The sequence below is a fragment of the Chelativorans alearensis genome, from assembly GCF_010993735.1.
Taxonomy (GTDB): Bacteria; Pseudomonadota; Alphaproteobacteria; order Rhizobiales; family Rhizobiaceae; genus Chelativorans; species Chelativorans alearense.
Window position 1 is genome coordinate 20,833 of the sequence record NZ_WQNI01000007.1, and the last position, 14,022, is coordinate 34,854.

Below are 14,022 nucleotides of genomic sequence, written 5' to 3' on the forward strand. Positions count from 1 at the left end.
TCTACTCCGCTCCACCTCAGATGAGCGAGAGCATACCTGAAATCCCTATTTTCCGGCGTTGTCCCTCGACTGAGATCCAGCAAAGGAGAGTGAGAGGGCTGCGCCCCTTTTCCGTGATGGGTTGGAAGCCGAGAGAAAGGCTCTTGGCGCCCGTCGCGGAGTAACCCACCATGGCAACTGCTAGTCACAAGATCACCCTCAGCGCCTCGCGCGACATCCCCTTCAACAAGCTCGTGCTCAGCCAGTCCAACGTCCGGCGGGTCAAGGCCGGTGTCTCGATCGAGGAACTGGCCGAGGACATCGCCCGTCGCGGCCTCCTGCAGAGCCTCAATGTCAGGCCGGTCGTGGATAGCGACGGCAACGAGACCGGCATGTTCGAGATTCCCGCTGGCGGGCGCCGCTACCGGGCGCTCGAACTGCTCGCCAAGAAGAAGCGGCTCGCCAGGACCGCGCCGGTGCCCTGCATCGTGCGCGAGGGCAGCAGCGACATTTCGGCCGAGGAGGATTCGCTGGTCGAGAACGTCCAGCGCGCGCCGCTGCATCCGCTCGACCAGTTCCGTGCCTTCCAGACGCTGCGCACGCAGGGCCTGACCGAGGAGGAGATCGCCGCGCGCTTCTTCGTCTCGGTCAATATCGTCAAGCAGCGGCTCAAGCTCGCCTCGGTGTCGGAGAAGCTCCTCGACATCTATGCCGAGGACGGCATGACGCTGGAGCAACTCATGGCCTTCACCGTCTCGGCCGATTCTGCACGCCAGGAACAGGTCTGGGACGCTGTCGAGCATAGTTGGTCGAAGGAGCCCTATCAGATCCGCCGCATGCTGACGGAGAACGCTGTTCGCGCGTCCGACCGGCGCGTGCGCTTCGTCACCATCGAAGCCTATGAAGAGGCCGGCGGCTCCGTCATGCGCGACCTGTTCCAGGACGACGACGGTGGCTGGATCGAGGATGTGCCGCTGCTCGAACGGCTCGTCGCCGACAAGCTCAAGGCCGAGGCAGAGACCATCGCCGAGGAAGGCTGGAAGTGGATCGAGGTCGCGGCCGATTTTCCCTATGGCCATACGCACGGGCTCCGGCAACTCGTCGGCACGCCCGTCGATCTGACCGACGAGGAGCGCGCCAGCCGCGAGGCCCTGCGCGAGGAGTTCGACCAGCTTGAAGCCGAATATGCTGAGGCCGACGAGCTGCCCGATGGGGTGGACGAGCGCCTTGGCGAGATCGAGACGGCGCTGGAGGCCTTTGAGGATCGGCCGATGCGCTACGACCCTGCCGAGATCGGCCGTGCCGGCGCCTTCGTCAGCATTCGGCACGACGGGCAGCCTTCGGTCGATCGCGGCTATGTCCGCCCCGAGGACGAGGCCCCCGAGGGTGACGATGACGCGGGCGCGGGCGTCGATGGCGATACGGCGACCAACCCCGGCGCGGTGCAGCGCACGGTGATCACCGTGGGCGGCGAGGCCGAGAGCCCGGATGAGGAGGAAGACACGGTCAAGCCGCTGCCCGAGCGGCTCGTGATCGAGCTCACCGCGCATCGCACGCTCGCCCTGCGGGACGCGCTGGCGAACAATCCGCATGTCGCGATGACCGCACTCCTGCACAAGCTGGTGCGCGATACCTTCCGGCACGCCTCCTCGACCGGTTGCCTCGAAGCGTCCGTTCGCCACGTCTTCTTCCCCGTTCAGGCCGACGATCTGAAGGACAGCCCGTCCGCCAGGTCCGTCGAGGAGCGGCAGGAGGGGTGGCAGGCCGACCTGCCGACCGATGACGATGCGCTCTGGGCGAAGATCGATGGGCTCGATGAGGCAAGCCGCCTGGCGCTGCTCGCCCATTGCGTCTCGTTCGGCGTGAACGCGCTCTACGAGAAGGCCAATCCCTACGGTACGGGTCCCACGTCCCATGGCGTGCAGCAGCGCATCAACGAAGCGGACCGGCTGGCCCGTGCCGTGGGGCTCGACATGGTGGAGGTCGGCTGGCGGCCAACGGTCGACAACTATTTCGGCCGCGTGACCAAGCCCCGCATTCTCGAAGCGGTCCGCGAGGCCAAGGGCGAAGAGACGGCACAGCTCATCGACCATCTGAAGAAGCCGGACATGGCGAAGGAAGCCGAACGGCTCCTCGCCGACAGCGGCTGGCTTCCCGAACCGCTGCGCCTCTCCACGCCCGATGACGTCAACGCCGGCGAAGACGGGGCCGAGTCCGATGCGCTTCCGGCGTTCCTCGCCGAGGGCGAGGACACCGAAAACGACGGCGCCGACGATCCGCAGCCCGTCGCGGCCGAATGAACCGAGGGCGGGGCGACTCCAGCCACCCCGCCGCTCTTTCCCACCAATCTCGATCAACGCCCGGCGATCGCGCCGGGCTTCCTCGTTTCAGGAGCCCGCTATGGCTGACTATTTCACACACTTCTCGTGCCTGCTCGATGTTGGCACGCCCGGCAACGCCGCCCGCGCGCTGGAATTGTACAATGATCTTTGCGCGGAAGGTGCTGCGGAAGATCCGCCCTCCGATAGTTTTCTCCTGTCGCTCAATCCCGCCTATGGAGGCTCAAACCTCTGGATGCGGGACGACGGCACCGGCGATCCGCAACGCGTCATCGACTTCGTCCTGCGCTGCGCGGACGCCTTCGCGCTCACCGGCCGCTGGGGATTTCAATGGGCGAACACCTGCTCGCGTCCGCAGCTGAACGCCTTCGGCGGCGGCGCGCATGTGCTCGACCTTGGCCGACGCGACACGGTCGCCTGGATCGGCACGCATGGCTGGCTCGACGACACGATCAAGGGAGGCCGGCCATGAGCATTCCCGATCACGTCCGCGCCAATTTCCAGACGCTGCTGTGCGCGGCCGCCGACGGCAATCTCGCTTTGCTCGAATGCACCGACGCCGCGACTGGCGCTCCGCGCTACGTCGTCTGCGCCGTCGGCCGGGACGGCGAGGAATTCCTCTTCACGCCGTTCGGGCATCTCGCCGAGGGCAACCCCTACGACGCCTATGTGCCACCGGCGCCGGAGGCGCCGTGAGAGGGAGAGACAGGCCGGGACGGGTTTGAGCCGGTTCGGTCCGAGAGAGAGCGCCGGCCGGCTCGTCCCGTTCCCGCTCTCCCGAGGTTCCCTCCATGACACAGCTCGCTTCGACGGCGGCGCTTGCCAGCGCCGCCCAACCACTTGTCCCGGCCAATTCCACGCCCTTCGTGGTCGAGGCTGCCCGCCTTCTCTTGCCGCATCTCGAACAGGGACGCCGCATCGATGCGCCAGACTTGCGCGCCGCGATGGACGCCGCCTTCGGCGGCTCCGACACCGATGGCGCCTGGGACTGGAAGACAGCTTACGATGCCTGCGAAGGCGCGGCGGTCCTGTTTCTGCGCAAATACGGAAAGGCGCTTCTGCGTAAAGCCGGGTCTCCGGCGGCTGCGCTGCCGCTGCTCGCAAAGATCGCCCATCTTCTGCCGTCGCACACGCGCCGCTCCGAAGAGAGCGAGGCCTTCCAGCAATTCTCGACGCCGCTCGCCCTCGGCTTTGCCGCGGCGACCGCCGCCGCCATCACGGCGGACGACATCGTGCTGGAGCCGTCCGCCGGCACCGGCCTGCTCGCCATTCTCGCCGAGATAGCCGGAGGCAGCCTCCGCCTCAACGAACTCGCCGAGACACGCGGCGACCTTCTGTCTTCTCTCTTTCCGGCTCTGTTCGTCACGCGCTTCGACGCGGCCCAGATCGATGATCATCTGGACGCCGCCGTTGTTCCCAGCGTCGTGCTGATGAACCCGCCATTCTCGGCAATGGCAAATGTGTCGGGCCGCATGGCCGACGCCGCCTATCGCCATGTCGCCTCGGCGCTGGCGCGCCTGGCGCCCGGCGGCCGGCTCGTCGCCATCACCGGCGCCAGCTTCGCGCCCGATGCGCCCAGATGGCGGGACGCCTTCGTCCGCCTGCAGGAAAGCGGACGTATCGTCTTCACAGTCGGCATCGATGGCGCAGTTTATGCGCGGCACGGCACGACCATCGACACGCGGCTGACGGTGATCGACAAGATCGCGGCCGACGATCCGTCCATCTTTCCGGGATCGCCGGGCGTCGCCGCCGATGCGGCCACGCTGCTCGCCTGGGTCCAGGCGCTAATGCCGCCGCGTCCGCCCGTGACGTTGCCGACAGGCTCCGCGCATGTGAACCGCCCGGCTCCCCTGAACGGAGCGATCTCCAGGCGGGTCGATACCACGCCGGCGCCGATCCTGTCCGCGCCGGAGGGCGTGGCGCTCGACTACGAGACCGTCGACTGGACGCCGCCGGAGGGCACGCGGCTCACCGATGCGCTTTATGAAGAATACGCGCTTCAGTCGATCCGTGTTCCCGGGTCTCAGGCGCACCCGACCAGGCTGGTGCAATCCGCGGCCACGGCCTCGGTCGCCCCTCCAAAGCCGAGCTATCGTCCGCATCTGCCGCCGAGCCTCATAGCCGATGGCGTTCTGTCCGACGCCCAACTCGAAAGCGTGATCCATGCCGGCGAAGCCCACAGTCAGCATCTCGCCGGCGCCTGGACCGTCGATGAGACCTGCGATGTCGTCACCGCGGCCACCGACGATCACGACGGCGCCATTCGCTTCCGGCGCGGCTGGTTTCTTGGCGATGGCACCGGAGCCGGCAAGGGCCGCCAGGTCGCCGGCATCCTGCTCGATAACTGGCTCAAGGGCCGCCGCCGCGCCGTCTGGGTGTCCAAATCCGACAAGCTGATCGAGGACGCGCAGCGCGACTGGTCGGCGCTCGGTCAGGAACGGCTCCTGGTCACGCCACTGTCGCGTTTTCGCCAGGGCACGCCGATCCGGCTCTCGCAAGGCATCCTTTTTACAACCTACGCCACGCTGCGCTCCGACGAGCGCGGATCGAAGGTTTCGCGCGTCCGGCAGATCGTCGATTGGTTGGGAGAGGACTTCGATGGAGTGATCATTTTCGACGAAAGCCACGCCATGCAGAATGCCGCCGGATCGAAGGGCGAGCGCGGCGACCAGGCCGCCTCGCAGCAGGGCCGCGCCGGGCTGCGCCTGCAGCACGCATTGCCCGATGCGCGCGTGGTCTATGTCTCGGCGACCGGCGCCACCACGGTCCACAATCTCGCCTACGCCCAGCGGCTCGGCCTGTGGGGCGGCGAGGATTTTCCGTTTGCCACCCGCGCCGAATTCGTCGAGGCGATCGAGGACGGCGGAGTCGCGGCGATGGAGGTGCTGGCGCGCGATCTGAAGGCCCTCGGTCTCTATCAGGCCCGCTCGCTCTCCTATGAAGGCGTCGAATATGAGCTGGTCGAGCACCAGCTCACCGACGAGCAGCGGCGCATCTATGACGCCTATGCCGGCGCCTTCGCGATGATTCACAACAATCTCGACGCCGCCATGCGGGCGACCAACGTCACCGGCAGCGAAGGAACGCTGAACGCACAGGCGAAGTCCGCCGCGCGGTCCGCCTTCGAGAGCGCCAAGCAGCGTTTTTTCAATCATCTCATCACGGCGATGAAAACGCCGTCGCTGATCGCTTCCATCGAGGCCGACCTTAAGGCCGGCCATGCCGCCGTCATCCAGATCGTCTCGACCGGCGAAGCCCTGATGGAAAGGCGCCTCGCCGAGATCCCGACCGAGGACTGGAACGACGTGCAGGTCGACATCACGCCGCGCGAATATGTGCTCGACTATCTGGCGCATTCCTTCCCGGTGCAGCTCTACGAGCCCTTCACCGACAGCGAGGGCAATCTGTGCTCGCGTCCGGTGTTCCGCGACGGCCAGCCCGTCGAAAACCGCGAGGCCGTCGCCCGGCGTGACCGGCTGATCGAAAAGCTCGCCTCGCTGCCGCCCGTACCCGGGGCGCTCGACCAGATCGTCCAGCGCTTCGGCACCGATGAGGTGGCCGAGGTGACGGGCCGCTCGCGCCGCATCGTCCGCAAGGGTGACCGCCTCGCCGTGGAAGGCCGCGCCGTCGCCGCCAACCTCGCCGAGACCGCTGCCTTCATGGACGACGCCAAGCGCATCCTGGTCTTCTCGGACGCCGGCGGCACCGGGCGGTCCTATCATGCCGACCTCGCGGCGAAGAACCGGCGGCTGCGCGTCCACTATCTGCTGGAGCCGGGCTGGAAAGCCGATGCAGCGATCCAGGGCCTGGGGCGCACCAACCGCACCAACCAGGCGCAGCCGCCGCTCTTCCGACCGGTCGCCACCGACGTGAAGGCGGAGAAACGCTTTCTTTCCACGATCGCCCGCCGGCTCGATACGCTCGGCGCGATAACACGCGGCCAGCGCCAGACCGGCGGTCAGGGCCTCTTCCGCGCCGAGGACAATCTCGAAAGCGCCTATGCGCGCGATGCGCTGCGCCGGCTCTATCTGCTGATCGTCGCCGGCAAAGTCGAGGGATGTCCGCTGCAAACCTTCGAGGAGTCGACCGGTCTCAAGCTGACCGACGCCAACGGCATCAAGGACGAGCTGCCGCCGATCACCACCTTCTTGAACCGCCTCCTGGCGCTCACCATCGATCTGCAGAACATCCTCTTCGCGCGCTTCGAGCAGCTTCTCGCGGCGCGGATCGAAGGCGCCATCGCCAGCGGCACCTATGACGTCGGACTGGAGACACTGCGCGCGGAACGTTTCACGGTCCTCGATCGCCAGGCCATCCATACCCATGCCGCGACGGGCGCGGTGACGACGCTGCTAACCATCGCCCAGCGTAAGCGCAACCGGCCGGTCACGCTCGATGACGCGCTCGACCATCTCGCCGATCCGCGCGCCTGTCTGCTGGTTAACGAGCGCTCCGGCCGCGCCGCGGTGCGCGTGCCCACCACCAGCCTCATCAACGATGACGGCTCGGTCGAACAGCGCGTGCGTCTGATCCGGCCAATGGAGGCGACCAACGTGCCGGTTGTCATGATGGGCGACACGCATTGGGTGGAGGCCGATCGCGCCACGTTCACCAATGCCTGGGAGGCGGAAGTCGCATCGGTGCCCGAATTCACCGACAGCACCATCCATATGGTCGCCGGCCTCCTGCTGCCGATCTGGAAGCGCCTGCCGAACGAATCGACGCGGGTCTACCGGCTGCAGACCGATGACGGCGAACGGATCATCGGCCGGCGTGTCTCGCCTGCCTGGGCCGCGACAGCCACCACAACCGGCACGGCGACGCTCACCCCGGACAACGCCTTCGCCGCGCTGATGGACGGCCGCACGATCCTCGACCTTGCCGAGGGGCTGCAACTTCGCCGCGCCCGCGTCATGGGCGCGAACCGCGTCGAACTCACCGGCTTCACCGACACGATGCGCGACCGCCTCAAGGCCTATGGCCTGTTCGGCGAGATCATCTCCTGGAAGCTGCGCCTGTTCGTTCCGACCGACGCCTCCGGCCCCGCGATCCTTGCCAAGCTTCTGGAGCGCTTTCCGATCGAGCGCATCGCCGAGCGGGAGGCTGCATGATGACCCGCGACGCATCCGAACTCGCACATCGTCTCGGCCGGCAGGCCGAGGCCGTGTGCCGCGAATACCTGTCTGCCGGACGGCGCGAGGGCCGCTACTGGATGGTCGGCGACGTTCGCAACACGCCGGGGCGCTCGATGTTCGTACGCCTCGTCGGCCCGGAATCCGGCAAGGGCGCGGCGGGCAAATGGACCGATGCCGCGACGGGCGAGCATGGCGACCTGCTCGATGTAATCCGCGAAAGCTGTGGCCTTGTCGAATTCAGGGACGTTGCCGACGAGGCGCGGCGCTTCCTCGCTCTACCGCATCCCGAACCGGAGTCCGCACCACGATGTGGACTGAAGACGCCCGCACCAGCGGGTTCGCCGCTCGCAGCGAAGCGGCTGTTTTCGATGGCTCGGCCGATCATCGGTACGCTCGCAGAATCGTATTTGCGTAATCGCGGCATTACGGCTTTGCACGGCGCCGGATCGCTGCGATTCCATCCGCGCTGCTATTACCGGCCCGACGAGCATGCGCCGACCGAGACTTGGCCGGCCGTGATCGCCTCCGTCACCGACCTCGACGGCCACCAGACCGGCGCCCATCGAACCTGGCTCGATCCGAAGGGGTTCAGCGAGGTGAGGCTCGGCAAGGCGCCGATCGACACGCCGCGACGGGCAATGGGCGACCTGCTCGGCAATGCGGTGCGCTTCGGCGTGGCGGGCGAGATCATGGCCGCCGGCGAAGGCATCGAGACCATGCTGTCGCTGCGATGCGTCCTGCCCGACATGCCGATGGTAGCAGCGCTTTCCGCCGCCCATCTGACCGCCCTCGCACTCCCGGGCTCGCTGCGCCGTCTCTATATCGTGTGCGATGACGATCCGGCAGGCGAAGAGGCGCGTGACAGCCTGGGCAAACGCGCCGACGCCGAGGGGATCGAGGCGCTGACCATCGCGCCGATGCTGGGCGATTTCAACGAGGATCTGCGGCTGCGCGGACTGGATGCGCTCACGGCGTCGGTTCGGGTCCAGCTCGCCCCGCAGGATGTCGCGCGCTTTCAGAAGACCGCTCAGTTGGCCTGAACGGGAAGCGGCATGGTGGGGCCAGTGTCCCCGCCGTCACGCGCGGGCTCTCCCATCGATGTCGCAGAGGGCCGCGCCCCGGCCTTCTTCAGAGGGCGACCGGACGGCAGCCGGGTCGGGCCGGCAATGGCTGCGGCCGACGATTTTCCGGCGCGGCCTGACGGCCGCTTTCCATCGCGAAGCAAAATCGCCGGCCTCCGCCATCCTCCACTGAGCTCCGGCCCGTCCGCTTGCGCTTCCGGATGCAGGCCCGGCCCGCCCGCCGTCTTGCGGCGCCATGAAGGCCGCGGCGGGCGCGGCCAACCGACAAGGGAGCATCCCCATGGCGCATGAAGACGACGACACCTTCGAGCCCCACCACGAATCCTCTCCGACCGACCACGCGCTGAGCGAACTGCAGCTCTACGGCTATCACCACGACGAGAACACGCAGGACCCGAGACCCGTCCCTGACGATCGCACCATCGAGGGCGCCGTCTCCGACATCTTCGACGCCCTGATCGCCACCATGGCCGACACAGCGCTCGATTTCGACCTCGACGACCTGCTCTGGTCGACCGTCAACAGCTTTCACCGCGCCGTCGACCGGGTGGAGCGCAAGCTCGACGACAACGAGCAGGCGCAGAAGCGCCGGCAGCGCGAACAGGACGGCTCGGAAGTCAAAGCCGTCGAGCTCGAGCGGCTGATCGAGGTCGGCAAGAGCCTCATCGAACGCCGCGACAGCCTGGAGTTCTTCCGCGAAAGTGCCGCCGAGCACTATCTGCGCACCACCGGCACGCCCTGGTCACCGCGAACCGGATCACGAGTCAACCATCGCACGCTGACGTCAGCCATGATCGACAGCCGCGACTTCATCGCCGCCCGGAAACGCGCCGACACGCAAGTGCTCCTGCCCGATGGATCAAAGGTCGCCCTCACCGGCGGGCTCGACTTCAACGACCACAGGCTGATCTGGGACAAACTCGACCAGGTCCATGCCAAGCACCCCGACATGGTGCTGATGCACGGCAAGTCACCGAAAGGCGCCGAGAAGATTGCCGCGCGCTGGGCCGACCACCGCAACGTGCCCCAGATCGGTTTCGCGCCCGACTGGACGAAGCACGGCCGCGCCGCACCTTTCAAGCGCAACGACCAGATGCTCGATGTCCTGCCAATCGGGGTCATGGTCTTTCCCGGCACCGGCATTCAGGAGAACCTCGCCGACAAGGCCAGGAAGCTCGGCATCCCGGTCTGGCGGTTCGGATGAACCTCGGCCGATGGATGCTCAGCGGGACGAAGTGGAACATCGGGTCGATGGCCCGTCAGGATCCGGTGAGCGTCCTCAGGTTTAACTGAACTCCCGGTCCAGCAAACCCATTATGACGTCGTCTTGCCAGGCGCCGTTGACAAATGCAGCTTCGCGTTCCCGGCCTTCTTCGACAAACCCGCATTTGCGGTAACAGGCGAGTGCGCGTGCATTGCTCGACAGGACCCGCAGGGAAATACGATGCAGGCCGCTGTCGAAGGCGTAGGCGAGAACGAGCATAATTGCCTCGGTGCCGTACCCCTTGCCCAGGCGGGAGGGGTCATCGATACCAATAGCCAATGCTGCCCGCTTGTCCTGCTGGCTGAAACCATGGAGGCGGACATGGCCGATGAAACGACCTGCATCGATGACCCAAGCATGGTCTTGTCGCTCAATGAACTGAATGGCTGCCTCTGCATGGCTCCGGGTAAAGGCGGCTGTGCGATCGAATGTGCCGCCATACGCCTCGACAATCTCCTTGTGCCGACCCAACCCGAGCCGCGTTTCCACGTCTTCGGGTGTTGGTCTGCGAAGGACAATACGGGCGCCTCTGAGTTCTGGAATTTCGATTGTCATTGCCAAATTCTTGATCATCGTGGACTTGCTGGCGAACGCGTTCCGATCGCAGAGTAACGTTTCAGGCCGCGCTCGACCGTTATTGTGATAACCTATTTTCAGTGCGCCATGGAGGTGGTGGCAGGCGCAACCATTAGCCCTTGGGAGACCGCCACCATGATTATCCTCGCCATTCTCGGTTCAATCGCGGCAATCGGCGTCATATGCTGGTTGCTATTCACGCTCGCCGTCTACGCCTTGCCCGCGCTCGGCGGAGTGGCCGCCGGAATGTGGGCGTATCAGACTGGAGCGGGCCTCCCGGGCAGCGTCACTGTCGGTCTAGTCGGTGCCGGCCTTGTGTTCGGCGTCGGGCAGTTTCTGATCCTGTTTGCCCGACCGATGTGGCTGAAAATCACCATTACGCTCGCTTTCGTCGCGCCTGCCGCAATCGCGGGGTTCCACGCCACCCATGGGATCGTGCAACATCTCATGCCGTCGGAAACTTGGCAGACCATTTTCTCGGTGATCGGCGCGGTTGCGGTCGCAATCACAGCCTTCGTACGCGTGACTTCCATAGCCGCGCCCGGACCTACTGGGCAGAAGCCCGCCAGCGTCTGAGCACCGCCGGTGGCTGACCAGGACGGGGCGAAGAAACCCGGCGCCATGACTGTGTCGAGGGATAAGGCGAAGAGCGGCCTATCCGTGCAGGACCGTCGATTTCGGTAGATGGGCGACTCCCGTCGAATGCGTGATCGTCGTTGCCCACAATAGCGCGACGGAGTCATGAGGGGGAAATGGCTGTGGATTCTCTTTCAGCAGCGTCACCGGGCCCTTATTCGGACTGGCCTGCTCGGCGGTGACGAACTCGGTGCTTTCGCCGGAACGAAGCTTGAGTGCAGGGCGTCGCCACTGCCTCCTTGAACGATCCCTGAGAGCCGACCGCTCCAAACGGCCTCTTCAATGGGCTGATCTGGCCGAAGACCGGCTGCGCCTCGATCGCCTATGGCGCAATGACGCCCGTCAAGTTTCTTCCCCTGACGGCTGCGCCGCCATTCCTCGCGAAACAAGAAACCCGCCGGATCGTCATCCTCCGCTGACGCTCCGGTCGCAAGCGATGCGCCGTCGATCGCCTCCGGCCTCTCCGATCGCCATCGAGGCCGCAATGGTGCGGGCTCGAAACCAGTGATCAAGGAGAACTACCATGGCGACCATCGGCACCTTCAAGAAGTCCGGCAACGAATACACCGGCGAAATCGTCACCCTTAACGTGCAGGCCAAGAACGTCCGCGTCGTCCCGGAGACCAACCAGACCAACGAGAACGCCCCCAGCCACCGCGTCCTGGTCGGCCGCGCCGAAATTGGGGCAGCTTGGTCCAAGCAGTCCAACGAGGGGCGCGATTATCTGGGTCTCAAACTCGACGATCCGAGCTTCACCGCTCCAATCTACGCCAACCTTTTCGACGACGAAGACGGCGGCTACAACCTCATCTGGTCCCGCCCGACGCGCCGCAACAGCGACTGAGGCCCGCCCGAGCCCCGCCCGGCAAGTCCGGGCGGGGCCAACGCCGTCGGGCAACCGAATCAGTCCAGCGACTTCCTGGCTTCAACCCTCAAAAGAAGGATAATTCAGTGGCATATCCCGCCAAGAGCGACTAAAATAGTCGTAGTTCTGGCGTGCGCATTCGTGGCTGTAGGAGGTGATCATGCATGATCACCGCCCGACAGTCGCGGGCCGCGCGTGCGTTGCTGGGTTGGACGCAGGAGACGCTCGCTGACAAGGCCCGAATATCGCTGACCGCTCTCAAGCGCCTCGAATCTGAAAACGATCTGAGGGTGTACGAGACCACGCGCGATCAGGTCCGCCGGGCGCTCGAAGCGAACGGCGTTGTTCTCCTGACCTCCGACCGAGGCGAAGGAGTGATGATCGTTCATGCCGCGGCGAAGCGGGATCAGGAAACGTCGTTCTGACAAAAACCTGCCGATTGGCGCAATGCCCGTCTCCGTCACAGCGACTCGCGGTGCCCCGCTACAATCTTGGTGGGATTGCATTAACCATAGCCACTTGCGGATCCGCGCCGAAACAAGGAGCACCCATGGGCAAAGCCGATTTCCTGGATGAACCACCGAATAGTGAGCATCTGACAGACTACGATCGCGCCCATGTCGTGACCTATCTGCGATTGCTCGACGCCGAGGCGGCCGCTGCACATTGGCGTGAAGTCGTTCGCGTGGTCTTCGGTCTCGACCCCGACAAACAACCCGAACGCGCCATGCGGGTTCACGAGACCCATCTCGCCCGTGCTCGGTGGATGACGGAGAACGGTTACCGCGACCTCCTTCGTTCTGCCTACCATTAGATGCTCGAGGTGATGCGCAGATCGCATCGCCATATGTCGATTGCCCCGCTATCCAGAATTGAATTTCGCCGCGATCTTCCAAGGACATGCGGACCCACTGCATAGAGTCGGGGAGGAAATCGGCATGGTGGTGCTGGGGAGTTGGCGAGACGCCGAGACATATCGGTACCTCAAAGACCTGAACTCGGCGGAACTCGCCTGGGAATTCCTGCGGCGCAATTCCGACTATCAGCGGGAGGTCGCGGCCTCGGATCCGTTGGATGAGCGAGCCGCAGCGGCGCTGAACGCGCACTGGGGGTTGCGCTTTCCCGATACTTCCAGACCTGCCCGCCACGAACGCCGACATCTTCTGGAGCCCCGCTGTCGATCCGGCCGCAGTCATTCTGGCGCCGATAGTCGTGCCAGGCTTGATCACGGCAACGATCGCCATCGATCCGATCAGCGCCAGATCGGCTGAGGAAGGCCTCTATCTCCGCTTCGTCGTAGCCGGCGAGCGCTTCGCTGCCATTGCCCTTGACGGCAAAACACCTCGCGGCCCTGTGGCCGTCCTCACTCCCGTCGATCCGCTACTCCATGATCGCGTCGACGCGCTGTTCCGATTCCGCGATGCTCTCGTTCATCATCGAGCGGCACCAGACGTTCGCCTCACGGTCCAGCGCAGGCTTCATCTCATCGAAATGCTCCGGGCGATCGATGGCCGACGGGCAGGCGCCACATATCAAGACATCGCGGAGGCGGTGTTCGGCGCAGAGCGCGATAGCGCGATTTCATGGAAATCGATGCCGTTGCGCGACGTCGTGATGCGCCGGGTACGCACTGGCTTCGATCTTGTGGCCGGCGGCTATCGCACACTGCTTCACAAACACCGAGCCCGATGTCGCCAAAGTCCGGCGTAGCTTCCTGATAGGTCTTCGACGCTCGGAAGGGGTGCGAATCTCTTTAGACATCTTCGCACTCCCCCGCGTCGTTCCTTCTCCGCCACCGTGGTCGCCATTCGCCGCTGAACCGCAGCGGTCACCGGCTACCCCACGGAGGCCCGATCCATGCGAACCGATCAAGCCGCACTGCCCCCGCGCTTCCTGCGCACGAAGGAAGCCGCCGAACTCCTCAGCCTCTCCGCACGCACCCTGGAGAAACACCGGACCTACGGAACCGGTCCGGCGTATCGCAAGCTCGGCGGCCGCGTCGTCTATGCCGTCGATGACCTCGAAGCCTGGGCGGCGCGCGGCGCCGTGACGTCCACCTCGGACCCGCGCGGGCGCGTGTTGCCTGCCAAACCCCAGACGCTCCCCGACGTTCCGCAACCCGGCCGTCACGCGCGCTGAGTGC

Annotated in this window: 14 protein-coding genes; 13 read left to right on the forward strand and 1 reads right to left on the reverse strand. The window is 65.5% G+C overall.

The features are described 5' to 3' along the window. Positions 1-170: 170 nt before the first annotated feature. From GPJ75_RS11850 to GPJ75_RS11875, 6 genes are all read left to right on the forward strand, one after another. Positions 171-2,279, forward strand: coding sequence for a ParB/RepB/Spo0J family partition protein (locus GPJ75_RS11850; protein WP_163268328.1), 2,109 nt, complete (start codon positions 171-173; stop codon positions 2,277-2,279). 100 nt (positions 2,280-2,379) lie between these two features. Continuing rightward, a complete protein-coding gene (locus GPJ75_RS11855; RefSeq protein WP_163268330.1) occupies positions 2,380-2,790 on the forward strand; it encodes a hypothetical protein in 411 nt (136 codons plus the stop codon). Beyond that, positions 2,787-3,014: a DUF6117 family protein gene (locus GPJ75_RS11860; RefSeq protein WP_163268332.1), complete on the forward strand. Its 228-nt coding sequence runs from the start codon at positions 2,787-2,789 to the stop codon at positions 3,012-3,014. Before GPJ75_RS11855 ends, GPJ75_RS11860 begins: the two co-directional genes overlap by 4 nt. 95 nt (positions 3,015-3,109) lie before the next feature. After that, positions 3,110-7,432 (forward strand): strawberry notch family protein, encoded by a 4,323-nt coding sequence (locus GPJ75_RS11865; RefSeq protein ID WP_163268334.1) that lies wholly within the window; start codon positions 3,110-3,112, stop codon positions 7,430-7,432. Then, positions 7,432-8,496: a DUF7146 domain-containing protein gene (locus tag GPJ75_RS11870; protein WP_205602525.1), complete on the forward strand. Its 1,065-nt coding sequence runs from the start codon at positions 7,432-7,434 to the stop codon at positions 8,494-8,496. Before GPJ75_RS11865 ends, GPJ75_RS11870 begins: the two co-directional genes overlap by 1 nt. Before the next feature lie 322 nt (positions 8,497-8,818). Further along, positions 8,819-9,742 (forward strand): DUF2493 domain-containing protein, encoded by a 924-nt coding sequence (locus GPJ75_RS11875; RefSeq protein ID WP_246249028.1) that lies wholly within the window; start codon positions 8,819-8,821, stop codon positions 9,740-9,742. Positions 9,743-9,823: 81 nt separating this feature from the next. Here the strand turns inward: GPJ75_RS11875 and GPJ75_RS11880 are convergent, their stop codons facing one another. Beyond that, the gene (locus GPJ75_RS11880; RefSeq protein WP_246249029.1) at positions 9,824-10,375 is read right to left on the reverse strand and encodes a GNAT family N-acetyltransferase; all 552 of its coding nucleotides are present in this window, start codon (positions 10,373-10,375) and stop codon (positions 9,824-9,826) included. A gap of 138 nt (positions 10,376-10,513) precedes the next feature. Here GPJ75_RS11880 and GPJ75_RS11885 point away from each other — a divergent pair, with 138 nt between their 5' ends. The 7 genes from GPJ75_RS11885 (at position 10,514) to GPJ75_RS11910 (ending at position 14,018) form a co-directional block, all read left to right on the forward strand. After that, positions 10,514-10,954 carry a hypothetical protein gene (locus GPJ75_RS11885; RefSeq protein WP_163268340.1) on the forward strand — a complete coding sequence of 147 codons (441 nt, stop codon included), beginning with the start codon at positions 10,514-10,516 and terminating at the stop codon, positions 10,952-10,954. 583 nt (positions 10,955-11,537) lie between these two features. Further along, positions 11,538-11,858 (forward strand): DUF736 domain-containing protein, encoded by a 321-nt coding sequence (locus GPJ75_RS11890; RefSeq protein WP_163268342.1) that lies wholly within the window; start codon positions 11,538-11,540, stop codon positions 11,856-11,858. Between the two features lie 185 nt (positions 11,859-12,043). Beyond that, the gene (locus tag GPJ75_RS11895; protein ID WP_163268344.1) at positions 12,044-12,304 is read left to right on the forward strand and encodes a helix-turn-helix domain-containing protein; all 261 of its coding nucleotides are present in this window, start codon (positions 12,044-12,046) and stop codon (positions 12,302-12,304) included. A gap of 125 nt (positions 12,305-12,429) precedes the next feature. Then, the gene (locus GPJ75_RS11900; RefSeq protein WP_163268346.1) at positions 12,430-12,693 is read left to right on the forward strand and encodes a DNA -binding domain-containing protein; all 264 of its coding nucleotides are present in this window, start codon (positions 12,430-12,432) and stop codon (positions 12,691-12,693) included. A gap of 124 nt (positions 12,694-12,817) precedes the next feature. After that, a complete protein-coding gene (locus GPJ75_RS27340) occupies positions 12,818-13,150 on the forward strand; it encodes a transcriptional regulator domain-containing protein (RefSeq protein WP_246249030.1) in 333 nt (110 codons plus the stop codon). Continuing rightward, positions 13,092-13,589 carry a DUF2285 domain-containing protein gene (locus GPJ75_RS11905; RefSeq protein ID WP_246249031.1) on the forward strand — a complete coding sequence of 166 codons (498 nt, stop codon included), beginning with the start codon at positions 13,092-13,094 and terminating at the stop codon, positions 13,587-13,589. Before GPJ75_RS27340 ends, GPJ75_RS11905 begins: the two co-directional genes overlap by 59 nt. Positions 13,590-13,736: 147 nt before the next feature. After that, on the forward strand, positions 13,737-14,018 hold the full coding sequence (locus GPJ75_RS11910) for a helix-turn-helix transcriptional regulator (RefSeq protein ID WP_163268348.1): 282 nt from the start codon (positions 13,737-13,739) through the stop codon (positions 14,016-14,018). The last annotated feature ends 4 nt before the right edge of the window (positions 14,019-14,022 follow it).